At 61.1% G+C, this 24,045-nt stretch carries 23 protein-coding genes and 2 tRNA genes; 15 read left to right on the forward strand and 10 right to left on the reverse strand.

The features are described 5' to 3' along the window. Positions 1 to 37: 37 nt before the first annotated feature. From CCOY_RS09445 to CCOY_RS09460, 4 genes are all read left to right on the forward strand, one after another. Positions 38 to 814 (forward strand): electron transfer flavoprotein subunit beta/FixA family protein, encoded by a 777-nt coding sequence (locus CCOY_RS09445; protein WP_092100528.1) that lies wholly within the window; start codon positions 38 to 40, stop codon positions 812 to 814. Between the two features lie 9 nt (positions 815 to 823). Continuing rightward, a complete protein-coding gene (locus CCOY_RS09450) occupies positions 824 to 1,756 on the forward strand; it encodes an electron transfer flavoprotein subunit alpha/FixB family protein (RefSeq protein WP_070614058.1) in 933 nt (310 codons plus the stop codon). Further along, entirely contained in the window at positions 1,756 to 3,198 is a 1,443-nt protein-coding gene (locus CCOY_RS09455) for a cytochrome b/b6 domain-containing protein (RefSeq protein ID WP_092100531.1), read from the forward strand. The genes CCOY_RS09450 and CCOY_RS09455 overlap by 1 nt, the downstream gene beginning before the upstream one ends. Positions 3,199 to 3,311: 113 nt before the next feature. Next, a complete protein-coding gene (locus CCOY_RS09460; protein WP_167594458.1) occupies positions 3,312 to 4,361 on the forward strand; it encodes an HNH endonuclease signature motif containing protein in 1,050 nt (349 codons plus the stop codon). Positions 4,362 to 4,405: 44 nt separating this feature from the next. On the opposite strand, the gene CCOY_RS09465 is transcribed toward CCOY_RS09460, so the two are convergent. Further along, on the reverse strand, positions 4,406 to 4,882 hold the full coding sequence (locus CCOY_RS09465) for a ribose-5-phosphate isomerase (protein WP_092100535.1): 477 nt from the start codon (positions 4,880 to 4,882) through the stop codon (positions 4,406 to 4,408). Positions 4,883 to 4,887: 5 nt separating this feature from the next. After that, entirely contained in the window at positions 4,888 to 5,505 is a 618-nt protein-coding gene (locus CCOY_RS09470) for a mycothiol-dependent nitroreductase Rv2466c family protein (protein WP_070451254.1), read from the reverse strand. A 33-nt stretch (positions 5,506 to 5,538) separates the two neighbouring features. Between CCOY_RS09470 and pepN the strand changes: the two genes are divergently transcribed. Then, positions 5,539 to 7,926 (forward strand): aminopeptidase N, encoded by a 2,388-nt coding sequence (gene pepN / locus CCOY_RS09475; protein WP_092100537.1) that lies wholly within the window; start codon positions 5,539 to 5,541, stop codon positions 7,924 to 7,926. On the opposite strand, the gene CCOY_RS09480 is transcribed toward pepN, so the two are convergent. Then, complete coding sequence (locus tag CCOY_RS09480; RefSeq protein WP_070772043.1) at positions 7,923 to 9,071, reverse strand: cystathionine gamma-synthase; 1,149 nt, start codon at positions 9,069 to 9,071, stop codon at positions 7,923 to 7,925. The genes pepN and CCOY_RS09480 overlap by 4 nt on opposite strands. 71 nt (positions 9,072 to 9,142) lie before the next feature. On the opposite strand from CCOY_RS09480, the gene CCOY_RS09485 reads away from it, so the two are divergent. Both CCOY_RS09485 and CCOY_RS09490 read left to right on the forward strand, forming a co-directional pair. Next, complete coding sequence (locus CCOY_RS09485; protein ID WP_092102800.1) at positions 9,143 to 10,093, forward strand: mechanosensitive ion channel family protein; 951 nt, start codon at positions 9,143 to 9,145, stop codon at positions 10,091 to 10,093. Beyond that, positions 10,083 to 10,496, forward strand: a complete 414-nt coding sequence (locus CCOY_RS09490) for a globin (RefSeq protein WP_083284784.1) — start codon at positions 10,083 to 10,085, stop codon at positions 10,494 to 10,496. Before CCOY_RS09485 ends, CCOY_RS09490 begins: the two co-directional genes overlap by 11 nt. Positions 10,497 to 10,529: 33 nt before the next feature. Here the strand turns inward: CCOY_RS09490 and CCOY_RS09495 are convergent, their stop codons facing one another. From CCOY_RS09495 to CCOY_RS09515, 5 genes are all read right to left on the reverse strand, one after another. Beyond that, positions 10,530 to 11,156, reverse strand: coding sequence for a DUF8185 domain-containing protein (locus CCOY_RS09495; protein WP_070820214.1), 627 nt, complete (start codon positions 11,154 to 11,156; stop codon positions 10,530 to 10,532). After that, entirely contained in the window at positions 11,157 to 11,561 is a 405-nt protein-coding gene (locus tag CCOY_RS09500; RefSeq protein WP_070772041.1) for an acyl-CoA thioesterase, read from the reverse strand. Positions 11,562 to 11,572: 11 nt separating this feature from the next. Continuing rightward, positions 11,573 to 13,243 carry an energy-dependent translational throttle protein EttA gene (gene ettA / locus CCOY_RS09505; protein ID WP_070422571.1) on the reverse strand — a complete coding sequence of 557 codons (1,671 nt, stop codon included), beginning with the start codon at positions 13,241 to 13,243 and terminating at the stop codon, positions 11,573 to 11,575. Between the two features lie 80 nt (positions 13,244 to 13,323). Then, complete coding sequence (locus tag CCOY_RS09510) at positions 13,324 to 13,941, reverse strand: single-stranded DNA-binding protein (protein WP_092100538.1); 618 nt, start codon at positions 13,939 to 13,941, stop codon at positions 13,324 to 13,326. 156 nt (positions 13,942 to 14,097) lie between these two features. Continuing rightward, complete coding sequence (locus tag CCOY_RS09515) at positions 14,098 to 16,083, reverse strand: bifunctional copper resistance protein CopD/cytochrome c oxidase assembly protein (protein WP_092100539.1); 1,986 nt, start codon at positions 16,081 to 16,083, stop codon at positions 14,098 to 14,100. A gap of 54 nt (positions 16,084 to 16,137) precedes the next feature. Between CCOY_RS09515 and CCOY_RS09520 the strand changes: the two genes are divergently transcribed. Then, positions 16,138 to 16,211, forward strand: a tRNA-Arg gene (locus CCOY_RS09520). Between the two features lie 26 nt (positions 16,212 to 16,237). On the opposite strand, the gene CCOY_RS09525 is transcribed toward CCOY_RS09520, so the two are convergent. Next, a complete protein-coding gene (locus tag CCOY_RS09525; protein WP_092100540.1) occupies positions 16,238 to 17,467 on the reverse strand; it encodes an IS481 family transposase in 1,230 nt (409 codons plus the stop codon). A gap of 494 nt (positions 17,468 to 17,961) precedes the next feature. Between CCOY_RS09525 and CCOY_RS09530 the strand changes: the two genes are divergently transcribed. The 7 genes from CCOY_RS09530 (at position 17,962) to CCOY_RS09560 (ending at position 22,702) form a co-directional block, all read left to right on the forward strand. Next, on the forward strand, positions 17,962 to 19,344 hold the full coding sequence (locus CCOY_RS09530) for an MFS transporter (protein WP_083291979.1): 1,383 nt from the start codon (positions 17,962 to 17,964) through the stop codon (positions 19,342 to 19,344). A gap of 39 nt (positions 19,345 to 19,383) precedes the next feature. Continuing rightward, complete coding sequence (locus CCOY_RS09535) at positions 19,384 to 19,809, forward strand: hypothetical protein (protein ID WP_070614489.1); 426 nt, start codon at positions 19,384 to 19,386, stop codon at positions 19,807 to 19,809. Beyond that, positions 19,806 to 20,126, forward strand: coding sequence for a transcriptional regulator (locus CCOY_RS09540; RefSeq protein ID WP_070614490.1), 321 nt, complete (start codon positions 19,806 to 19,808; stop codon positions 20,124 to 20,126). Before CCOY_RS09535 ends, CCOY_RS09540 begins: the two co-directional genes overlap by 4 nt. A gap of 10 nt (positions 20,127 to 20,136) precedes the next feature. Further along, positions 20,137 to 20,943: a mycolate reductase gene (gene cmrA, locus CCOY_RS09545; RefSeq protein ID WP_070840285.1), complete on the forward strand. Its 807-nt coding sequence runs from the start codon at positions 20,137 to 20,139 to the stop codon at positions 20,941 to 20,943. Then, complete coding sequence (orn, locus tag CCOY_RS09550; protein ID WP_070614491.1) at positions 20,944 to 21,573, forward strand: oligoribonuclease; 630 nt, start codon at positions 20,944 to 20,946, stop codon at positions 21,571 to 21,573. A 46-nt stretch (positions 21,574 to 21,619) separates the two neighbouring features. Beyond that, positions 21,620 to 21,695: transfer RNA gene (locus tag CCOY_RS09555), tRNA-His, on the forward strand. A 146-nt stretch (positions 21,696 to 21,841) separates the two neighbouring features. Continuing rightward, positions 21,842 to 22,702, forward strand: a complete 861-nt coding sequence (locus CCOY_RS09560; protein WP_070451154.1) for a siderophore-interacting protein — start codon at positions 21,842 to 21,844, stop codon at positions 22,700 to 22,702. A gap of 34 nt (positions 22,703 to 22,736) precedes the next feature. On the opposite strand, the gene CCOY_RS09565 is transcribed toward CCOY_RS09560, so the two are convergent. Then, complete coding sequence (locus CCOY_RS09565) at positions 22,737 to 23,936, reverse strand: L,D-transpeptidase (RefSeq protein WP_070422579.1); 1,200 nt, start codon at positions 23,934 to 23,936, stop codon at positions 22,737 to 22,739. Positions 23,937 to 24,045: the final 109 nt, after the last annotated feature.

A 24,045-nucleotide genomic window follows, 5' to 3' on the forward strand; every position in this document is an offset into this window, starting at 1 on the left:
CGCACGATTGCCTACCCCCTACCTATAAGGAGTAGCCGTGCGCATTGCCGTGCTGCTGAAAGAGGTGCCGGACACCTACAGCGACCGCGAAATGAACCTGGAGACCGGTCTGACCGACCGCTCCGGCGACGTTGTTGCCGACGAAGTTGGAGAACGCGCCGTCGAAGCAGCGCTACGCATCGCGGAAGCTCTTAACGACGACACCGTGGTCGAAATCCTAAGCGTCGGCCCCGAATCCTCTGCCGACTCGATCCGCCGCGGCATCGCCATGGGCGCCACCGAGGCCTACATCGTTTCCGACGACGCCCTGACCGGCGCAGACGTCACCCTCACCGCCGAGGTGCTTGCGGCGTTGATTCGCAAGAACGGTTACGACCTCGTCGTCACGGGCAACATGTCCTCCGACGGTGGCACCGGCGTCGTCGCCCCCATGATCGCCGAACACCTGAACTGGCCCGTACTGACCAACCTGACGGAACTGACCGTCGACGGCACAACCGCCACTGCCACCCAGGCCTCTGACGGGGCGGTCGTCGAACTGCGCGCCGACCTTCCGGCCGTCGTCGCTGTTGCCGACGAGTTCGCCGACCCCCGCTACCCCAACTTCAAGGGACTCATGGCGGCGAAGAAGAAGGAGCTCAACACACTCACACTCGCCGACCTGGACATCGACGCGGAAGATTTCACCCACCCGCGCGCCATCATGGTCGCCATTGACAAGCGCCCGGCCCGCGAACGCGGCGAAATCATCGACGCCAACTCCACCGCCGCCGCGAAACTCGTCGACTTCCTCGAATCCAAAAACCTCATTTAAGGAGCACCCATGACTGAAATTCTCGTTGTCCCGGACCGCTCCCACGACGGCAGCCTCGACCCCCACGCCGCCGAACTCATCGGCGCGGCCTCCGAAATCGGCACCCCCATCGTTCTTATCGACGACCGCACCCACGCCGACGCCCTCAGCACCCTCGGCGCGGCCACGGTGCTGGTTTCCGACGCCCCACTTGTCGACGCCACCACCACCGCCCTCACCACCCTCAACCCCGCCGCCGTGTTGTTTTCCCACACCGTGCGCGGGCGCGAAACCGCCGGCCGTGTAGCCGTGCGCGCAGGCAAGGCGCTGTTGACCGACGCGGTGGCGGTTCGTCGAGACGCAGAAGGCATCGTCACCGACCACCAGAACTTCGGCGGCGCCTACACCGCGACTGCCGCTGCCACCCACTCCGCACCGATCATCACCGTGCGCCCCGGTGCTGTGGAAACCCGCGCCGCTGCCGTCGCAACGCCTGAGGTGCGCGACCTCAACGTCGAAACCTCCGGCGCACGCACCGCCGAGGTCGTCTCCGTCACGCCGGTCGAGCGCACCTCCACCCGCCCGGACCTGCTCACCGCAGACAAGGTCGTCGCCGGTGGCGTCTCGCTCGGCGACGCCGACATGTTCGAAGAACTCGTCGGCGGACTTGCCGACACCCTCGGCGCCGCCGTCGGTGCCACCCGCTCCGCCGTCGACGAAGACCAGGTCGCCTACGAAGCCCAAATCGGCCAAACCGGCGTACTGGTCAGCCCGAAGCTCTACATCGGCATCGGCATCTCCGGCGCCGTCCAACACCTGGTGGGCATGCAAACCGCCGACACCATCGTCGCCATCAACAATGACGAGGATGCCCCCATCTTCGACATCGCCGACTTCGGCATCATCGGCGACCTCTTCGACGTCGTCCCACAGATCATCTCCGAGATCGAGGCTCGTAAGTAATGCCCCAACTCCGACGCGGCCTGCCCCGTGTTCCCGGCGGCGAACCATGGCCCCCGCTCATCGACGACCCCACCACCCCGACCACCTGCGCACCCGCTGAGCCTGTCGCGGCGCCTGCCACTGTGTCTGCTTCCTCGCCGACCACCGGTTTGCGCCAGGGCCTACCTCGTACCCCGGGTGGTGAACCCTGGCCACCGGCCACCGCCGTCGCTGCCTTCGCAGGCGCTGCGGGCGCTGCTGCGGCTCCGTCCACAGCGACACCGAGCGAGCCTGACGCTGCTGCGACTAGCACGGCTGACGCAGCTGATCAGGCCACAGCTCCAGCTGCAACCCCCGCAAACACCGTCGAAGTTCCCCTGCGCCGTGGTCTCCCCCGCGTCGCAGGCGGCGAAGCCTGGCCACCCGCCGGCACCGTCCACGTGCCCGCACCAGCCGAGCCCGAGGTCGCACCAGCTCCAGCACCGACGGCTGCACCAGCGGCCGCAACAACCGCCGACGCCACGCCCACGCCCGATCCGGCTCCGGCAGCACCGGCAGCCCCAACGCCCGCAGCGCCTGCGCCGGTGGAGGTGCCGGCGGGGCGTGGGGTCGTCGATAAGCGATGGCTCATTCCAGCCCTCGTACTGGTCATCGCAGCATTCGTCGGCGCACGCTGGTTCATCGGCACCGACACCGGCGCCGACTTCGTCGCACGTTACGACGGAATGCAGCCACTACCCGACAACGCCCCCGTCGGCTTCCCCGCCTGGCTCAACTGGGCCCACTTCTTCAACATGTTCCTGATGGCGCTCATCGTCAAGACTGGTCTCGACGTGCGCAGAGAGAAGCGGCCGGCGGGCTACTGGACGTCGAAACGCAACGGCAAAAAGATTTCCTTGACCCAATGGCTGCACCAAACCCTTGACATCGCATGGGTCGCACTCGGCGTAGTGTTCTACATCCTACTGTTTGCCACCGGCCAATGGGTCCGCATCGTGCCAACCAGCCTCGATGCCATCCCCAACGCCATCTCCGCAGGACTGCAATACCTCGCACTCGACTGGCCCGACGAACACGGCTGGGTCCACTACAACGCGCTGCAAGAACTCGCGTACTTCACCACCGTATTCATCGCCTCCCCACTCGCGATCGCATCCGGCTTCCGCATGAGCTCCATGTGGCCGAAAACGTGGAACGGGGTGCCCGTCGCGTGGGCACGCGCCGTGCACTTCCCCACCATGATCTACTTCCTCATCTTCATGGTCATCCACGTCTTCCTCGTTGCGACGACCGGCCTACGCGCCAACCTCAACGCCATGTTCGCCGCCCAAGACTCCACCTCCTGGACCGGCACGCTCGTGTTCCTCGGCGCCGTAGCCGTCACCGCGCTCGGATGGTTCCTCGCCCGCGGATCCTTCGCCGCACCGCTCGCGAAACTGACCGGCAAAGTGACCAAACGCTAAAAGTCAAGACCCAGCAAAATCTGTGGATAACTTTCCGGCATGAGTCGGTGGGTTATCCACAGATTTTTTGTTGGGCCTTGTCGGTTGTTTGGAGGTTGCTTAGCGTTTATGTCATGGCATTTGTAGACCTTCTCGGCTTCCGGCTTTCGGACATCGCCGACTTCGACCGCGACACAGCCCTCGCTGCCGGGCTGAACCCGTCGCGCATCCGAGAATGGTCACGCGTACACGACGTCTACTTCGGAGCGACGAAATTCACGCGGAAACAATCCGACGCACGCCACATGGCAGCAGACACACCCTTGGATCAGTTGTGTTTGATTGAACGCAAACTCGCGGTGGTTGAAGATGCGGCGAAGCGTTGGCGGTTGCGTTTTACCCTGCTGAAGTTTCAGGGCCGCTTCGATGCGCTCTCGCGCTATGCCGATCAGGTTATTGATGCGAAGAAACCCGCGCCTGAAAAGCAAGTACGGTTTTCTCGTGCTCGCGAAGGGATGGCCACGCTGCACTTGACGCATTCGGCACGCAACATTGCCGATATTGAGCACACGCTGCGTGGGCTGATCGATACGGAACTGCCACCAGCCGGCCAGATGGCTGATGCGCTTATGGGTATCTTGCGCGGTGATGGCGATGGTGGTGGGGTGCCGCATGCAGTACCACGCCCGATTGTTATGGTGCCGCTTCCCGAATGGACGCGGATCCAATCCGGTGCCGGTGACGAGGTCACGCTCACGCTAACCGATGGCACGACGATGACAGGTGCGGAATTTCTCGCGCAGCATGTCGGTGACGAGTTGGAAGTTGCGGCGTTTCACCCGCACGAGGGTGCAGTCAACCTGTATCGCACGCAGCGGTTTGCCAATAGTAAGCAACGCGCGTTGGCATCCATGATGTCGCCGACGTGTCCGGTGCCCGATTGCCGGCATGGGGCTGACAACTGCGAAATGCACCACATCCAGGCCTGGCGGCATGGTGGGGAGACCAACCTGGCCAACTTAGTGCCGTTATGTCGGTTTCATAACGGACGCAACGACGATGACCCGCGTGAAAACCGCTACGGGCGAATACAGATCCGAGATGGGATACCGGTGTGGGTATCGCCGGGAGGGTCGGTCGTCGAGAAGCATCCGCCCGGAGCCATGCAACAACTCTTCACATAACGAAAAAGCCCGCCAAAAAGCGGGCCAATCGTCATGCCTACACACTACTTCGCAGACGGAACCTCCGGCGCGACACCAGTGCGCTCGTACTCCGCGAGAATATCGATACGACGCTGATGACGCTCCTCCTCACTCCACGGCTGAGCAACAAACGCATCAACGATCGCGAGCGCCTCTTCCTCGGTGTGCATGCGCCCGCCGATGCCGATGAGTTGCGCGTTGTTGTGCTCACGCGCCAACTTCGCGGTCTCAATCGACCACGCCAACGCACAACGAGCACCCTTGACCTTATTCGCCGCAATCTGCTCACCATTGCCCGAACCACCAAGCACAATGCCCAGAGAACCCGGATCCGCAACAACAGCCTCCGCTGCGGCGATGCAAAACGCCGGGTAGTCATCCGCGGCGTCGTACTCGTGGGCGCCGCAGTCAGTCACCTCATGACCCTGCGCCTCAAGATGGGCCTTAATCTGATTCTTCCGCTCGAAACCGGCGTGATCTGCTCCAAGGTAAATACGCATAAAGCTTAGCGTACCTGCGGGGCTTCCGTACGGCTGCGCTTGAGCTCAAAGAAATACGGGAAACTTGCCACACCAACCGCATGGTCGAACAACTTCCCAGCATCCTCGCCCTCCGGCACACGCGTGATCACCGGGCCGAAAAACGCACTGTCGCCGAGCTTGACCACGGGGGTGCCGACGTCGTCGCCAACCTCAGCCATTGCCGACGCGTGAAAACCGCGCAAGGCCTCATCAACCTCGTCGGTATTCGCCACATCCGCGTACTCCGCGGGCAAACCGACCTCGGCAAGCGCCTCCGCAATAACACTGTCGTAGGCGCCGAAACCTTTCTTGTGATCCTGGCCGCCAGTGTGGATGATCGTGCCCATCGCCGTGTACAGCGCGTCGATCTTGTCCGGGGCATCCTGCTTCACTTTCGCGAACACACGCGCGGGACCCCAGTTCGCCTTCATCAACTCGGCATAGTCGGCAGGGATGTCACGGCCGTCGTTGAGCACGGAGAGCGACATCGGGACCCACTCGACCTCAACATCGCGGACTTTCTCCACTTCCTTCATCCAACGCGAAGTCAACCAGCAAAACGGGCAGGAAACATCAAACCAAAAAGTCACTTGCTCTTTCATGCCGCCCACAATAGCGCGTGTAGCCTGAGTCACATGAAGACTAATCTCACGCGTGAAGACGCGCAGTTGCGCGCAAAGCTCATTTCCAACGTTCGTTACGACATTCTGGTGGATATCACTGGCAAGGACACGTTCACGACGGTGTCGACAATCCAGTTCGATTCCGAGGCGGGAACGACGCACTTTGACCTGGTGGCGGAGTCGTTCGAGGCGACGCTTGATGGTGAGGCGACTGGCCAGGAGATCACGTTGTCGGCGGGTTCCCATGAGCTGCGGGTGACGTCGACGGAGCCGTACAACCGCACGGGTGAGGGCCTGCATAAGTTCACGGATCCGGTGGATGGCAAGGACTACCTGTACACGCAGTTTGAGCCGGCGATGGCGATGAAGGTGTTTGCCTCGTTTGATCAGCCGGATTTGAAGGCGACGTACAAGGTGAGTGTGAAGGCGCCGGAGCGTTACACGGTGATTCTGAATGAGGCGGTTTCACGCGAGGAAAACGGTGACGGCACCGCGACCTGGACCACGACGATTGATTACCCGCTGTCGACATACCTGGTTGCGATTTGCGCGGGTGAGTTTGAGAAGGTCACCGACACGTACGACGCGGGTGATGGCCGCACGATTGAGCTTGGTCTGTACGCGCGTGCCAGTTTGATTCCGCATATGGATTCGGAGCGACTGTTCCGTCAGACGAAGGACGGCTTCGATTTCTATCACGCGAATTTCGGCCGCAAGTACCCGTTTGGCGACAAGTACGATCAGGTGTTTTGCCCGGAGTACAACATGGGCGCGATGGAGCACGTTGGTTGTGTGACGTACCGCGATGAGTACATTTTCACGTCTGAGCCGACGCCGTATCGTCTGGAGCGTCGCAACGATACGATTCTGCATGAGATGGCGCATATGTGGTTCGGCGATCTTGTCACGATGGAGTGGTGGGACGATCTGTGGCTCAATGAGTCGTTTGCTACGTGGTCGGCGGCGACGGCGCAGGTGGGTATCGGTGAGTATCCGGAGGCGTGGACGACGTTTGCCACGGTGGAGAAGGCGTGGGCTTATTCGCAGGATCAGTTGCCGTCGACGCACCCGATTGCTGCGGATGCGCCGGATATTGAGACGGCGGAGCAGAATTTCGATGGCATTACGTACGCCAAGGGTGCGTCTGTGTTGAAGCAGTTGCAGGCGTATGTGGGTTATGAGGAGTTTTTCGCGGGTGTGCGTAAGCACTTCGATAACCATGCTTACTCCAATGCCACGTTCGATGATCTGCTTGGCGCGCTCGAGGAGGCTTCGGGTCGCGACTTGTCTAACTGGGCTGAGCAGTGGCTGCGTACTACCGGTGTGTCGCGTCTTTACCCGGAGATTTCGGACACGTTTACCGTGGTGCAGGAGTCGCCGGTGTTGCGCGACCACCGTGTTCGCGTGGGGCTTTATTCGCTTATCGACGGCACCGTGCAGCGCACCCACCAAGTCGAACTCGATATCACCGGCGAGCGCACTGAGATTCCTGAATTTTCAGGCGTGAAACACGATCTCGCCCTGGTGAACGACGACGACCTCACGTACTGCCTGATGGGCCTCGATGCGCAGCAGCAGCAGTTTGCCGTGGAGCACTTGGGCCAGATTGAGGATTCGCTGGCGAAGACGCTGGTATGGTCTTCCCTGTGGGAGTCTGTGCGCGATGGTCGTCTGCCTGCTCGTCAGTATGTGGAGTTGGTGGCGCGCGAGGTTGGCCCGGATATGCAGGAGCGGATCGCCGCCCAGGCTACTGAGGCTGTGAAGCGCTACGTTGACCCGGCGTGGCGGCGCACCGGCTTCGATCTGTTGAACAAGGCGTTCCGTGGCCAGGAGCCGAAGGTGGTGTTCGACCGTGCGCTTGCCCGTCTGGAGCCGACCGAGGAGACGGTTGAGTACTTCAAGGGTCTGCTGGAGACCTCCGAGAATCAGGAGGTTCGTTGGTTGGCGATCACGAACCTTCTTGCTGCTGGCGCCTTGCCGTTGGAGGCCATTGACGAGGAACAGGACGATACGTCGGAGGGTGCGATTTCGCGGTTGAGGGCGAAGGCGGTCGTCGATAAGCGTTGGGCTTGGGACAAGCTCATTAACGACGATCTGACCAACCTCGAGGCCCGCTACCTCATGGACGGGCTCACCTTCACCGACGCTGGGCTCGAGGGGTTGACCGACGAGTACTTCCGCGCCGCGCCGGCCCTGTGGGACCGTTTGACCAACGAGATGGCGCAGCGCACCCTGGAGGGCATGTACCCGCGTTGGGACGTCACGCAAGAGGCTGTTGAGAAGGCAAACGCCCTGCTGAACAGCGACGTCCCCAATGGCCTGAAGCGTGTTATCGCCGAAGGCCAGGACCGCTCCGCACGCGCTGTGCGCAACCGCGCGGCCGACGCAGCAGCAAATTAAAGCTGCTTGAGGGCTTGTTCGAGGTCGGCGATCAGGTCGGCCTCGTCCTCAATGCCCACTGAAATTCGGACCAACTCCCCCGGCACCTCGAGCGCCGAGCCGGCCACGGACACATGCGTCATGGTGGCGGGGTGCTCGAGCAGGCTTTCCACGCCGCCGAGGGATTCGGCGAGGCAGAACAGTTTCGTCGACTTGCAGAACGTCTTGGCCTGCTCGGTGGTTTGGAACAGTACGGAGACCATGCCGCCGAAGCGGGTCATCTGCTTTTTCGCCACCTCGTGGCCCGGGTGTGTTTCGAGTCCCGGGTAACACACGCGGGAAACTTGCGGTTGGGCGTCGAGGTATTTGGCCACGGCTTCGGCGTTGTCGCAGTGGCGGTCCATGCGCACGGCGAGGGTTTTCAGGCCGCGGCCGGTGAGGTAGGTGTCGAACGGGGATGGGTTGGCGCCGACCCAGCCGAAGAAGAAGCGGAGTTGTTCGTGGAAGCCGTCGACGCGGTCGTTGCGGCCGCAGACGATGCCGCCGACGACGTCGGAGTGGCCGCCGATGTATTTCGTCGTTGAGTGGAGGACGACGTCGGCGCCGAGTTCGAATGGTTTTTGCAGGTAGGGGGATGCGAAGGTGTTGTCGACGACCAGCGCTGCCTGCTTCTTCACTGCCGCGATTGCTTCGATGTCGACGACGTCCAGCATTGGGTTTGTCGGCGTTTCCACCCAGATGACCTTGGTGTTGTCTTGGACGGCGGCGGCGACCTCTGTGGGGTTGGTCATGTCGACGACGGTGTTTTCCACACCCCAGAGGGTGAAGACTTGTTGGATGAGGCGGTAGGTGCCGCCGTAGGCGTCGTTGGATACGACGACGTGGTCGCCGGGTTTGAGCAGGATGCGGAGGACGACATCGATAGCTGCCATGCCGGAGGAGTAGGCGACGGCGAAGTCGGCGTTTTCAAGCGCCGCAACGGCTTTTTCCAGGGCGGTGACGGTGGGGTTTCCCACGCGTGTGTATTCGTAGCCGCCGCGGAGTTCGGCGAGGCCGTCTTGGGCGAAGGTGGTGGAGGCGTAGATGGGGGTGTTGATTGGCCCGTAGAGGCTGTCGGGCTCGTAGCCTGCGTGGATGGCGTTGGTGGTGAATCCGTAGACAGTCATGTGCACAGACACTAGACCAAGCGGTACACCCCTCGGTCATTTTTATGCATCGCGCGTACACTCGTGCGGTGATGGATACTCAAGATGCTTCTGAAAAGGTTGACCAAGCTGTCGAGGGCGTGACGTCGTGGTGGAACAATCCGCAAACGCATGAATTGTTCATTGAGCGCCCGGTGAAGATCGTGCTCATTTTGCTGGTTGCAATTGTGCTGAATTGGCTGGCGAATAGCATTATTCGGCGTGCGACGCGCCAGGGAATTAAACGCTCGAATGTGTTGAAGTATGAGGGGCGTGATGCGCAGCAGATTCGTGCGCAGGAGAAGCGTCGTCAGCAACGGATGAAGACGCTGGCCAATGTGGGCCGGTCGGTGGCTGCGATTGTGATTTGGGCGTGGGCGGTGCTTGCGGTGCTGGATCAGTTGGGGGTCAATGTTGCGCCGCTGATTGCGTCGGCTGGTGTTGTCGGTGTGGCGATTGGTTTTGGTGCGCAGTCGTTGGTGAAGGATTTCTTCTCCGGTGTGGCGATTTTGATTGAGAACCAATTCGGGGTGGGTGACACGATTGAGGTCGGCGATGTTGTGGGTGATGTTGAGGAGATGACGCTTCGCATCACCACGCTTCGCGATATCGACGGCGCTCTATGGTACATCCGTAACGGCGACATTGATCGGGTTGGCAATCATTCGGCCCGCTTCTCTACCGCGCGTGTGCAGGTGCCGGTGTCGTTGATGGTGAATCCGGATGAGGTGTCGCGTTTGATCGAAGAGACCGCTGTTGCGGGCTGCCAGGACAAGGAAGTCGCCGAGCTGGTGATGGGCACTCCGCGGATGTTGGGTCCGAGCGAAGTGACGCCGAATTACATGTCGTTCCGCGTGGAGGTGCAGACGATGCCTGGCATGCAGTGGACGGTTGCGCGTTATTTGAATCAGCGGATTTTGGCGGCGTTGCACCGCGAGGGTGTGGTGTTGACGCCGCGGGAGTCTGTGTTGGTGAAACAGCAGGAGGAAAACGTTGGAGATTAGCCCGAAGCAGGAGCAGACGCTTTTCGACGCCGTCGGCGGCGAACCATTCTTCACCCGCCTTGTCCGCGGGTTTTACGATCAGGTCAAGGAAGATGACCTCATCGGCCCGATGTACCCGGATCAGGATTGGGAAGGAGCGGAGAACCGCCTGCGTTGGTTCCTCGTCCAGTATTGGGGTGGCCCGCGCGAGTATCAGGCGCAGCGCGGCAACCCGATGTTGCGCAAGCGCCACTTCCCTTTCGCGATCGGTGAGCCGGAGGCGGATCGTTGGCTCGAGTTGATGGGCAAGTCGATGGAGCAGTTTGACGACGACGAGCTGCCCGAACCGTACCGCGCCCAGATGTGGAATCACATGCAGCGTGTGGCGTACATGATGATCAACCAGGGCCCGCGGGCCTATTAGTCCCAGCCCGGGCCGCCAGCGAAGCGCGGCCCGTTAGAACAGCAGGCCGAGTCCGGCGTTGCGGTAGACGGATCCGAAGGGGGCGTCTAGGCGGGTCCAGCGCCCGCAGCTGGATACGCGCAGGTGACGCGGGATCTCCGCGGGTGCTTCGAAGCCGGGGATGAGCCCGAGTGCGGTGCAGGCGAAGATCATCCGCATGGGGATCTCCACTGGGTTGTCGCTGTCGGCGTCTGCGGTGAGCACGATCCCGTCGAGCAAGGATTTCGGTGGGCCGGCTGGTCCGGAGAATTGGCGGGCGAGGTTGCGGCCTTCGTCGGCAAGGCGACGCGCCACGCCAACCGGCACCTGCTCACGCGCAACGAATCCGGTGGCGGGTGGCAGCGCCCCGGGCCAGGCGGTATCGCGCGCCGGCCCGACCTCCACCGAGCCGGACTGCAGCGCGGCAAGCAAGTCGCGGGCGCTGACGGTGCCGGTGTTGTGGGAGGTGGTGCCGGTGATTCGTCGAGAAGCAATGGCCTCGAAGGGCGTGGTCACGAACACGTCGAGCGCACCCCCGCCAACCTCCTGGAAGCGTGCGGAGGCCTGTGAATCTAAGCCGACGGCGCGGCCGACCAGAGTGGTCAGGCCGCGCGCGCCAGATTCGATGTCAAGGGTGATCACCTAGTTTTCGGCCGCCTTAGACAGGATGCCGATCTCCTTCTTCGTGATCTCGCGCGGCGAGGTCGTCGCAGTATCCACCGTAACCTGCACACACTCCACCACTGCGCAGGTTTTGCCCTGCGCGTCCTTGATTTCCTGGCGGGTGGTAAACGAGGTATTGCCTACGTTGACCACCTGCGTCTCCACGGTCACTTCAGTGGTGTTGGGCAGGATCGGACGGACATAGTCCACCTCGAGCCGGCGTACGAACACCACGAACTCGTGGCCTTCGGAATAGAAGAACTTCTCCGCGAACGCCAGGCGCGCCTCCTGCGCCAACTCGACGTAGGCCGAGTTGGTCACGTGACCGTAGCGGTCAAAGTCGCTCCAACGCACCGGAATAGTGTGCACGTGGATTTCTGCCATGGGGTTTGCTCCTAACGGGTGAGCTTGCGGTGGGTGACGCGCGACGGCTTGGCGGCTTCCTCACCGAGGCGTTCGACCTTGTTCTTCTCGTAGTCGCCGAAGTTACCTTCGAACCAGAACCACTTGCCTTCTTCGACGTTGCCTTCCCACGCGAGGATGTGGGTACAGGTGCGGTCGAGGAACCAGCGGTCGTGCGAGATGACCACAGCGCAGCCCGGGAAGGCCTGCAGTGCGTTTTCCAGGGAGCCGAGGGTTTCCACGTCAAGGTCGTTGGTGGGCTCATCGAGCAGGATCAGGTTACCGCCCTGCTTGAGCGTCAGCGCCAGGTTGAGGCGGTTGCGCTCGCCGCCGGAGAGGACCTTGGATGGCTTCTGCTGATCAGCACCCTTGAAGCCGAAGGCGGACAGGTAGGCGCGCGACGGCATTTCGTTCTGGCCGACGTGGATGTAGTCCAGGCCGTCGGAGACAACTTCCCACACGGTTTCTTCGGGGTCGATGTTTTCGCGGTTCTGGTCCACGTAGGAGATCTGGACGGTCTCGCCGACGGTCACGTTGCCGGAGTCCGGCTCTTCCAGACCAACGATGGTCTTGAACAGGGTGGACTTACCCACACCGTTGGGGCCGATGACGCCGACGATGCCGTTGCGCGGCAGGGTGAACGACAGGTCCTTGATCAGGACGCGTCCGTCGAAGCCCTTGTTCAGGTTTTCCACTTCGACGACCTTGCTGCCGAGGCGCGGCGGGGTCGGGATCTGGATTTCTTCGAAGTCGAGCTTGCGGTACTTCTCCGCCTCGGCTGCCATCTCTTCGTAGCGCTCCAGACGTGCCTTGTTCTTGGCTTGGCGTGCCTTCGGCGAGGAACGGACCCACTCGAGTTCCTTCTTCAGGCGCTTCTGCAGCTTCTGATCCTTCTTGCCGGCAACTTCGAGACGCTCAGCCTTCTTCTCCAGGTAGGTGGAGTAGTTGCCTTCGTACGGGTAGAGCTGGCCGCGGTCGACCTCACAGATCCATTCTGCGACGTTGTCCAGGAAGTAGCGGTCGTGGGTAATTGCGAGCACGGCACCCGGGTAGGTCTGCAGGTGGCGTTCCAACCAGAGGACGGATTCGGCGTCGAGGTGGTTGGTGGGCTCGTCGAGAAGCAGCAGGTCTGGCTCGCTCAGCAGCAGTTTCGCCAGTGCTACTCGACGACGCTCACCACCCGACAGGTTGGTCACCGGCGCATCAGACGGCGGGCAGCGCAGAGCCTCCATGGCCTGCTCGATCTTGGAGTCGATCTCCCACGCGTCAGCTGCGTCGAGCTCTTCTTGCAGCTTGCCCATTTCTTCCATGAGCTCGTCGGAGTAGTTGGTCGCCATTTCTTCGGCGATTTCCTCGAAGCGCTGCTTCTTTTCAAACAGCTCGCCGAGGCCTTCTTCGACGTTGCCGCGGACGGTCTTTTCTTCGTTGAGCGGCGGCTCCTGCAGCAGGATGCCAACCGTGGCTCCTGGCTGCAGGAAGGCTTCGCCGTTGTTTGGCTGGTCGATGCCCGCCATGATCTTCAGCAGCGACGATTTACCGGCGCCGTTCGGACCCACAACGCCGATCTTGGCGCCTGGGTAGAAGGCCATGGTGACGTTGTCCAGGATGACTTTTTCGCCAATGGCCCTGCGGACGTTTTTCATCGTGTAGATGAACTCAGCCACTACGTTTCCCCTTTTGTTGGTGAATGCGGACGTTAAATACCGCAATCAGGGTACATCACGTGGCTGAGTACGACGCCCTCCTAGAACGGTGCCTTGGCGGCACTGAGGTCTTCGGCGCTGTAGCGGGCCTCGTCGGTGCCGTCGGGGGCTCCGTCGAGAGCATTGTCTCCCCCATCGGCTTCGGCGGCCACCGGCTCGGCCGGGTCGGTCGGGTCGACCGGGTCGGCAAAGCTGGGTGGTTGGCCGGTGAGCCGCTCGAACACGGCCTCGGCATCCATAACAGGTACCGCGTCGTGTCCGTCGAGGCTGTGTCCGGAGTTGGAGGTGCGCGCCGAGTTGAGCTGGTAGTGGTTCATGTCAAAGGCCACGTTGCGGGCCTTGAGCATGATCTTCGAGCGGGTGACGGCGTTGTTGCCTTCGCCTTCTTGCCAGAAGTCGGTGACCAGCGAGCCGTCGACGATGACGGGGAATCCCTTCTTCAGCGACGCTCCACAGTTGACGGCGAGTTGCCCCCAGCATTCGACGTCGATGAACAGCGGGTCGACGTCTTCCCAGACCTCTTTGCCGTTGTCGTCGGTGACGCGCCTTCTTTTCGACGACGCCAGCCTCATCTTGGTTACCGTCGCCCCACTCGCAAACAACACAAGTTTCGGATCGTCGGTCAGGTTGCCAATTAGGCGGATGGTGTTTTGGCTCATGGAAGAGCCCCCCTTTCCATAGTGCGGATGATGGTGTGCGGGGTGTCGTCGTGAAGCAACGCCCTGCACACTTCGAGGTTCGCACGATTTTTAAAGCCGGTAAAGGGGGAAGCCGTTTCTGTGGATAACTTTGAAACCAGATTCCACAATCCGCTGCTAGGAGCGATTTCCGTACTGAGCGAGCATCTCGTTGTAGCGGCGCCATTCTTCGTCATCGGTCTCTTCCGCGCGGCGATCGGCCTCTTCCGTTTCGGCTCGGTCTTCGCGCAGCCACTGCATGAACAACTCACCGAAGACGATCAGCAGCGGGAAGGAGCCAGACGCCCAGGCGATGCCGCCGCCCTCCTTCTGAATCTGCGCCAGGTCAGGGTTCCACGGCAGTTCGAGGTTGTTGTAGAAGTCCTCGCCCATAACCACGCCGAGTTGCATGAGGTAAACACCCATGAACAGGTGGAACGGCATGGATACCCACAACCAGGCCAGGCGCGTTTTCGCGGTGGCGCGGCCCTCAATGTGGTCGGGGCCGATCAGCTCCCAGAAGTAGAAGTATCCGGACACCATGAAGACGGCGTTCATGATGACGTGGCCGGCGTGCTCGGAAATCATCAGTTCGTAGAACGGGACGAACACATACATGGCGTAGAAAAACACCAGAAACTGAATGGTGGACACCGGCGGGAACGTGACCATGCGCAAGAACTTCGAGCGCTGGAAGCTCTCCACCCACATGCGCGGGTTGAACTCGCCTGCCGGGTACGCCTTGCCGATCAGCGTCAGCGGTGCGCCCAGCACCAGGAACACTGGCACGCCCATGGACAGAATCATGTGGACGGACATGTGCACCGAATACGACGCCGGCATGTGCATGCCCAACCCAGAGCTCAGCGTGACGACGACCGTCACACACCCAAGCAACCACCACACCGTCCGTGACGTCTTCCACCCGTCCACGCGGCGCACCAGGCGCAGGTAGTAGACGGCCAGAAGAATCGCAATGACGCTAAACAGCAGCTCGGGGCGCCACAGAGTGATCCAGTTGGTCCAGGAGATCTGTTCAGAAAGGTTGTACCCCATCTTCACCTGCATGCGGGTGAGGTTCGGGTCGAGCGGCGGCGGGGGCGGCGTGCGGCCAAGGGTGACCGCAAGGCCGGAGACCGCAGCCATGATCAGGACTTCCACCGCTCCGAGGCGGGCAAACGCCTTCGGCTGGCTGTCCAACAGCGGGATGGTGCGCTCGCGGTGGGCGTAACCAATGATGCCGAGCAGCACAATCGCTACCGTCTTCACGATCAGCACGATGCCGTAGCTATACTCCGTCAACTCACTAATACGCACGCGCACCAGCGCGTTAATCACACCGGAAAGCGCCATAGCCAGGATGGAAAACAGGGCGACCATGGAGTAGCGGCGGGTGGCTTCGGTGAGGTGAGGGCCTCGTCGTAAAGCATGCGCCACAAGCGCCATAAGACCGCCAACCCACAGCAACATGGCCACGAGGTGCCAAATGAGCGAGTTGGTGCCAAAGTCGTGGGAGCCGCCCGTCGCCGAGTGGCCGGTCAGACCGATCGGCATGACCACCACAATCGCGCCGATAAAAAGCGCAACCTGCGACCACCAACTCGTCGCAACGTAGCCGCCGACGGCCACCACCGCCGCGAACGCAGCGACGATCAACCACACGCGAGCCTCTTTCACCTGCTCCAAGGCCTGCGTCCAGGCGGCCGCCTCAAACATGACAGTCTTCATCGGCTGGCCCGACACATCCGACAGCACCAGCGGAATCATCAACAACCCAATCAGCACGATGCCCGCACTCGCGTGCGCACCAGTACGCGAAGCGATGTGCCCGTCCACCGTCAACTGCGCACCGTTGAGATCCTCCCCCTGCATGCGCGGCGGGATGAAGAATGACGACAGCATGAACGACCCCACCGCCAACGCCATAAGAATCCACGCCACACCGCGCAGCGCCGGCAAACCGAACGTGGTGGTCACGCCAGGGTCCGGAATACCGAGCGCCGCCAGCGACCCACCAGAGAACGACTGCGCCACCGCACCCGCGACCACCGCCGCCGCAGCGAGCGCGGCAAGATAGAGCGGCCAAGCGGAAACAACAGCAGGCTTTCGGGCAGTCTCAGTCATGCTGCATACCCTACTTTCGCCCGCGAAACGGCCATAACTACAATCATTCGCACTGCCCCCATAGCTCAGTGGATTAGAGCATCCGGTTTCTACCCGGCTGGTCGCGGGTTCGAATCCTGCTGGGGGCGCTTTGTGTTGTCTCGAGACATCGTTCCTACGGTGTCTCGAGATTTTTGTTTTTGGAGTTGCCCCGTTTGGGGTTTAGTTCGTTGTCTGATTGGTTGTAGTAGATCTTTTCGTCGGTGAGTGTGTAGGCAGCGATTTGTGCCCCGGTGGCGTTTATTTTGATGTCGACGTGGTTGTCGACGCAGACCATGGTGATGGGTTCGCCGCCCCAGCGTCGGCCGATGTAGAGGCGGCGTAATTTCCCGCCCCATCGCAGAGTGGTCTTGCCGTTGATGCTGACTTTGTCGGTGCGTAGCCGGTAGTGGTGGTCGGAGTTTGCTGCTGCCGGTTTGGCTTTGGGCAGTGCGCTGTAGGCCTCGGCTGGGGTGATGCGGGCGAGTGCTCTGTGTGGGCGTTTGTAGTTGTAGTAGTCGATGATCTCGTTGATATCTTCGTTGAGCTCCTCGATGGTTTGTGCTGGTGGCTTGTTGTTTAGCGCGAGTTTGAGTGTGTGGTGGAAGCGTTCGACTTTGCCTTGGGTTTGCGGGTGGTAGGGCTTGCCGTTTTTCTGGGTAATGCCCAAGTCGATGAGCAGTTGCTCGAAGCCGTTTCGTGACGGGTTTTTCCGGTCGGTGTTGGTGGTAAATGCTCGGCCGTTATCGGTGAGCGTTGATTGTGGGCAGCCATGTACCTGAACTGCTGCGATAAAGCTTGTGATGACGTTTGTGACGGTGGCTGTGTGGTAGGCGCGGCAGGAGATGATGAATCGGGAGTGGTCATCGAGGATGGTCAGGATGGCTACGCGTTTGTGTCCGGCGATGGTCCAGTCGCTGTAGTCCATTTGCCATGTTTCGTTGGGCTGGTCTGCCTGGAAGCGACGCCAAGAGCTGCGTGGGCGTTTTTGGGGCTGTGGTGTGATGCGTCCGTTGTTGGCAAGCACTCGGTGGATGGTTGATACTGCTGGTGGAGGGTCTATTCCGTCTTGTTGTAGGTGCCAACGGATGGTGTGAGCGCCGGCGTCGGTGCCGCGGTGGGTGAGTTCGTCGCGCAGTTGAAGAATGCGGTCGACAACTGTTTTGTCGAGCGCCCTTGGGTTTGTTCTTGGCCGTTTTGATCGAGGTGTAAGCGCGTCCATGCCGCCTTCTCGGTAGCGCTTTTGCAGTGTTCTGATCCACCGGGTCGAAACGCCGAAGTGCTCAGCCGCCTCGGCTTGGCTCATGCCTGTGGCGAGCATGGTCTGGATGATGATTTTCGGTGTGGGCTTGCCTGGTTTCTCCATCCGATAAGCATGGGCGGAACGATGACTCGAGACATCGGTTTTCGGCCCGGTGGGGCATTTTCAGTGGGCTCGTTTTCCACCGGAACGATGTGGCGAGACATACCCGCAGGACAAACCGGAACGATCTCATGAGACATGCGGAACGATGTCACCGAACCAGACACTGCTGGGGGCGCTTTGTGTTTCTGGGGGTTGGAATGAGGGGGGCGCGCGGCGTACTTGGTGAGAACGCATTGGTGAAGATGCCGATTTTTGGCCGTCTTCACCAATGCGTTCTCACCATGTGCGGGGAAAGAGGCGTGCCGCAAAGCTAAACGACACATGGAACACGGCATACTCCGCTGATTTTCAGCGATATATGCCGTGTTGGATGTGTCGTTTGGCCTCAGCAGACCACACTTCACCCATTTTTGGGATACGCGTCCCATAGCGTGATACAGTTTCTTCCATTCTGCGACACAGCAGTTTCACACAATGGAATGAAAGGACGGGCGATGACCACCAGCGTCGAACATCAACCCCCTGCCCCACAAGCGGCCCCTGCTGCCATCCGGGAGACAACGCCACAGGAGCGAAACCGGGTCCGCCTTGCGTCGACAATTGGCACGACGATTGAGTTTTACGACTTCTACGCCTACGCCACCGCAGCCGTCGCGGTGTTTCCGTTCCTCTTCTTCCCCAAGTCGGAGTCGAGCACGGTTGCGCTGCTGTCGTCGTTTGCCACGTTCGGCTTGGCGTTTATTGCCCGTCCGCTGGGTTCGGTACTGTTCGGCCACTTCGGCGACAAGGTTGGGCGTAAGGCGACCCTGGTCGGCGCGCTGCTGACGATGGGCATCGCCACCTTTGTTATCGGCCTGCTGCCCACCTATGCCCAAGCCGGCATCTGGGCGCCGGCGCTGCTGGCACTGATGCGCTTCTGCCAGGGCCTCGGCCTGGGCGGCGAGTGGTCCGGCGCAGCCCTGCTGTCCACAGAAACAGCAGCTAAGGGCCGCCGCGCCTGGGCGGGCATGTGGCCCCAACTCGGCGCACCGTTCGGCTTCCTGCTGGCCAACGGCCTGTTCCTCATCCTGGTCACCGTGCTGGGCCACACCACTGGCGACTTCGAGGGCGCGTTCATGCGCTGGGGCTGGCGCATTCCGTTCCTGCTGTCCATCGTGATGGTCATCATCGGCCTGTGGGTTCGCCTGCAGGTTGAGGAGACTCCGGTGTTCCAGCAGGTGGAGCAGAACAACCAGAAGGCCGCTTCCCCACTGGCGGAGGTATTCAAGACCGCTTGGAAGCCGCTGATCCAGGGCACGTTTGTCATGGTCGGTTGCTACACGCTGTTCTACATCGTGACCACTTGGTTCCTCTCCTACGGAATTGGTTCGGCGGAAGAGGGCGTTGGCCTGGGTATTGCGTACCCGACGTTCCTGAAGCTGCAGCTGGTATGCATCTTCGGGTTCATCGCTGGCATCCCGATTGCGGCGCATTGGTCGGATGTCTACGGCCGTCGCCCGGTGCTGGGTCTGACCTCGGTTGCGATCATCGTCTATGGCCTGAGCTTCAAGTGGCTGCTGAATCCGGAGACGTTCACCATGGTTTCCCTGGGCATCTTCTTGTTCATCGGCATGGTGTTGATGGGCTTCATCTTCGGCCCGATGTCTGCGATCTTGCCGGAGTTGTTCCCGTCGAATGTGCGCTACACCGGCTCCGGTATCGCGTACAACGTGTCCTCCATCCTGGGTGCGGCTATCGCCCCGTTCATCGCAACGGCGCTGAACGCAAAGTACGGACCGCAGGCTGTGGGCATTTACCTGGTTATCGTTACCGCGATTTCTCTGTGGGCGATCCTGTCCTCCCCGGAGACCAAGCACCAGGAGATGCACGAGATTTAGCCCTTGCTTTCCATGCCGACAAGTGACATACTTGCCGGCATGGAAAGCAATAAGATCTCGAAGGAAGAGGCCCGCGCCGCCCTCGAGCAGATCGACGGGATCGAGCAAGACGCACGTAAACCACCCACACCGCCGTGGGCTTACGCCATCCTCGGCACCAGTTTCGGTGTCACGATCGCCGGCACGATCATCGGCTGGAAGTACTGGTGGGCACTGTTTGCGGTCATCATCATCGCCTGCATCGCACTCGCCGTGCGAGATCACAACCGCAACGTACGCCCGAGCATGAAGCAGCCGATCCAGGAAGACCCGAAGACGAACTGGGCCGCCGCTCTCACCCCCGCGTTCATGATGCCGCTGATCTGGTTCGTCCCAGAAGGAAGCGTGGTCGGCGGGGTCATCGCCGGCGTGGTCACAGCGATCGTGGTCACGGCTGTCATGATCTACGAAAGCAGGAACCGATGAGCGCCCCTAAAATCGACCCTGTCATCCACCCCCTGGCGCGGTTGAAGATTTGTGCGGCGTTGTACCACGGCGGTGCCGTCGAGAAGCAAACGTCCCGGCACGAGATGCGCTTTAGCTCGCTGCGGGACCAAATAGACTTGTCGGATTCTGCGCTATCCAAGCAGTTGGACCGGCTCGAGGAGCACGGCTATATCACGCGCTTCCGCGAGTACGGCTCATCCCGGGCGAAGGACACGGTGTGGGTCACGCTCACCGAGAGGGGTGCGCAGGCCTTCGAGCGACACACGGCAGCGTTGCGAGAGATCGCGGGCGGGTAGATTCGGACGCATGAGTTTTCCAGGACCATCCATCGACTCGTTCGCGTTGATTACTGGCGCGAGCCAAGGCATCGGCGAAGCGATTGCGCGCGACCTGGCCAAAGGTGGCCACAACCTCATCCTTGTTGCCCGGCGCGAGGAGGTATTGCAGAAGCTTGGCGACGAACTCGCGGCCGCTCACGGCGTCACCGTCGAAGTCTTCGCCGCGGATCTGTCTAAGGAACGCGACGTCACCGCACTGCTTAACCACATTGCGAACCGCAAGATTCACATTTGCGTCAATTCTGCAGGTATCGCGTCGTTTGGACCGTTTATGAAGCAGGACTGGGAGTACGAGACGAATCAGTTCAACCTGAACGCGACGGCAGTGTTCCGCATCACCAAGGCGGTGCTGGATCAGATGGTGCCACGCGGCGAGGGCGCGCTGTGCAACGTCGGCTCCGCCGCGGGCAACCTGCCGATCCCGAACAACGCCACCTACGTGTTCACCAAGGCGGGCGTGAACATGTTCACCGAGGCCCTGCACTACGAGCTGAAGGACTCGGGCGTGCATGTAACCCTGCTCGCGCCCGGCCCTGTGCGTGAGGCGCACATTCCGGAGGAGGAGCAGTCCATCGTGGATAAGGTCGTGCCCGATTTCTTGTGGACGACCTACGAGTCCTGCTCCGCGGACACACTTAAGGCGATGCGCCGCAACCGTCGACGCGTCGTTCCGGGTCCGTTGTCGAAGGCGATGGATGTCGTGTCCACCTACGCCCCGCGCGGGATTCTGCCGCCAATTATGGGCAAGTTTTACGCAAAGATGGGAGAGGAATAAATGGAGATCGCAGACAAGGACAATCGCATCGTGTGGGTCGACCTGGAGATGACCGGTCTTGACCCGTCACGCCACGTCATCGTGGAGGTTGCGGCGCTTGTCACGGATGCGGAGCTCAACATTATCGACGACGGCGTCGACCTCGTCGTCCACGCCACCGACGCCGAACTGGCGGAGATGGATGACTTTGTCACCGAGATGCACTCCTCCAACGGGCTGCTCGATGACATTAAGGCCTCCACGGTCAGCATCGAGGAGGCTGAGGATGCGGTGCTGGAGCTCGTCGCAAAGCATTGCGATCCTGCACATCCTGCCCCGCTTGCGGGCAATTCGATTGCTACCGACCGTGCGTTTATCCGTGCGCAGATGCCGCGTCTCGACGACGCCCTGCACTACCGCATGATCGACGTCTCCACCGTGAAGGAACTGTCGCGCCGCTGGTTCCCTAAGGCGTACTACAACCAGCCCGAAAAGGGCATGGCTCACCGCGCCTTGGCGGACATCGTGGAATCCATCCGCGAACTGGACTACTACCGTCGCGCCGTATTTGTGGACTCCCCCGGCCCGGACACCGACACCGCAACGAAGGCTTCTGCCGCTGCAACCGAGTTCTACCAGCGGTTTTTGTAAACTTCAGATGAACGGCTAAGGTGTAATCCGCTGCAAAACAGCAATGGTGGCTGTAGTTCAGCTGGTAGAGCACCAGGTTGTGATCCTGGGTGTCGCGGGTTCGAGCCCCGTCAGCCACCCCAAAGCGTGCCCCGTAACCTCCACAACAGGTTACGGGGCACATTGCTTTTCCACCCCCTCCTTAAATATGTTAGCCTTACCTAACTATTTGGCGTGCGAACTTCCGCCGCCCGAAGCAGCCACGAGTTGTTGAAGGACAGGGACAACGATGACCGAACAAGCCAACAAAGCGGCCGCGAGGCGTAAACCCCGGAAGGCCAATGAGGCAACCGTGACCGGTCGCCGCCAGCTCTCCCCCGATCTGGTTCGCTTAAGCCTGAACGCCCCCGCTTTTGTCGGTAAAGATCTGGAGTTTACGGACCACTACCTCAAGCTGTTGTTCGTGCCGGAGGGCGCCGACTACTCCTGGCCATTTAACGTCGAACAGGTCCGTGAACAACAGCCGCGCGACAAGCAACCGGTGACCCGGACCTACACGCTGATCAACCTCGACTCATCGACCGGGGATTTCGATGTTGACTTTGTCACCCACGGCGATGCAGGCCTGGCCGGTCCGTGGGCTCGCGTAGCCGAGGTTGGAGAGAAGATCGGCTTCTTCGGCCCAGGTGGCGCGTGGGGCCCTTCGGTCGACTACGAGCACTTCATCTTCGCCGGCGATGAGTCCGCAGCACCGGCCATCGGCGCGGGCCTAAAGCGCCTCCCCGAGGGCGCAACTGCGACCGCGTACATCGAGATCGAAGCCGAAGACCGCAAGTTTGAGCTCCCAGCCCGCGATGGCGTGGACATCCATTGGGTGATCCGCAACGGCGCGACCCATGGCACGGAGCTATCCCGCGTCGTGCGACAGGCCGGCGTGCCGGACGGAAAGAACACCAGCTGGTTCATCCACGGCGTTGCCGAGATGATCAAGGAAATGCGGCGCTTCCTCTTCGTCGAATCCGAGGTCCCCAAGCAAGACGTGTCCATCTCTGGATACTGGCGCATCGGCATGACAGAGGATCAGTGGCAGGCCTCCAAGCGCGATTTCAACGCCGAGATTGAAGCCGAGGAGGAACGCGCGAAAGCCTAACTGCGCCTGGGGGCACTAACTGCACCTAGGGGCACTAGGAGTAGAGCTGCTCGCCGCTGCCGCCGGAGCGCTGCTCCCAATCAAGGTTCCAGTAGCCCAAGCCGTCGTACGGGGTCAGGGTCGATCCGCCAGTGTTTTTCACCACTACCGGGTCACCCCGTTTGACGTACTCCTGGAACCACTTGGCGTTCTCATAGGAAGCGTTGATGCAGCCGTGCGACTGGTTCTGGGACCCCAACGCCCACAGCGCCCACGGCGCGGAGTGGACGTAGATGCCCGAGTACGACAGCTGGGTGGCGTAATCCACCGGCGTGACGTACCCGCCCGCATCCAACGCCAAGCCGTAGGTACGCGAGTCCATGACAAGGCTGGGGTGCTCATCCCCCACCACGTAGGTGCCATTCGGGGTGTCGTAGCTACCGTCGGTTCCCAGCGAGATCGGGAACTCCTTCACCAACTCGTCGTTAGCGTAGACGCGCAGCATCTTGTCGTAGTTATCCACGACAGTCTCCACCTTGTCACCGATGGTGAAGCTGATTTCGGTGTCGTCGGAACCGTAGACGCCTTCGGCAAGTTTGCGCCCATACAGATCCACTTTCACAGTGACCTCAGTACCGGGCTCCCAGTACTCCTTCGGGCGCCAGCGCACTTCGTAAGGATCCAGCCAGAAGAATCCACCCTCGGTGTCGTTCGAGGTTTCCACCGAGATGAGTTTCTCCATCTTCTTGGTGTCTTGGATCGGGCTATCAAAGCGGATGGTTACCGCCTGGGCGACACCAACCGTCGAGCCGTCAAGCGGACCAACGTACGCATTAACCGTCACAGCCGGCGACACCGTAGTAAACGACGACACCACCTTCTGGCCCTCAACATCACGCGCCTCAATGGTGTACTCGCGTCCGTAACCAAGCGGTTCCGCCGTAGACCATTCGGTTTTGTCGTCGTTGAACTCCGCCTCGACTTCCTTGCCGGCCTCGTTGGTCATCTTCACCGAGGCCAATCCGACCTCCGAAAGCACCTTCACCGGCTGGCCAGGCTCGACGTCAGTGGCGTTATTGCTCACCGAGACTTTCGGCGGCTTCGCCGCAGGCGTCGTCTCTGCAGCCTGGTCTGTCTCCGCAACTTGTTCGAGACGGCTCGACCCATCCCCCGGTGAGCAGGCCGAAATCATCGCTCCTGCAGCCAGCGCCGTCAGGACCGCGGTGCAGCGGCGAACCGCGCGAAGGTGGAGCACGATGGACCCCTCACAGCTCAAATCCAAAACTCAAACGCCAATACTTTAACCGTTAACGGCTAAAAAGCCACCATCCACAAACAAAGCGTTATGCAACGTTTAACATCGC

It is taken from the genome of Corynebacterium coyleae, from assembly GCF_030408635.1.
Lineage (GTDB): Bacteria > Actinomycetota > Actinomycetes > Mycobacteriales > Mycobacteriaceae > Corynebacterium > Corynebacterium coyleae.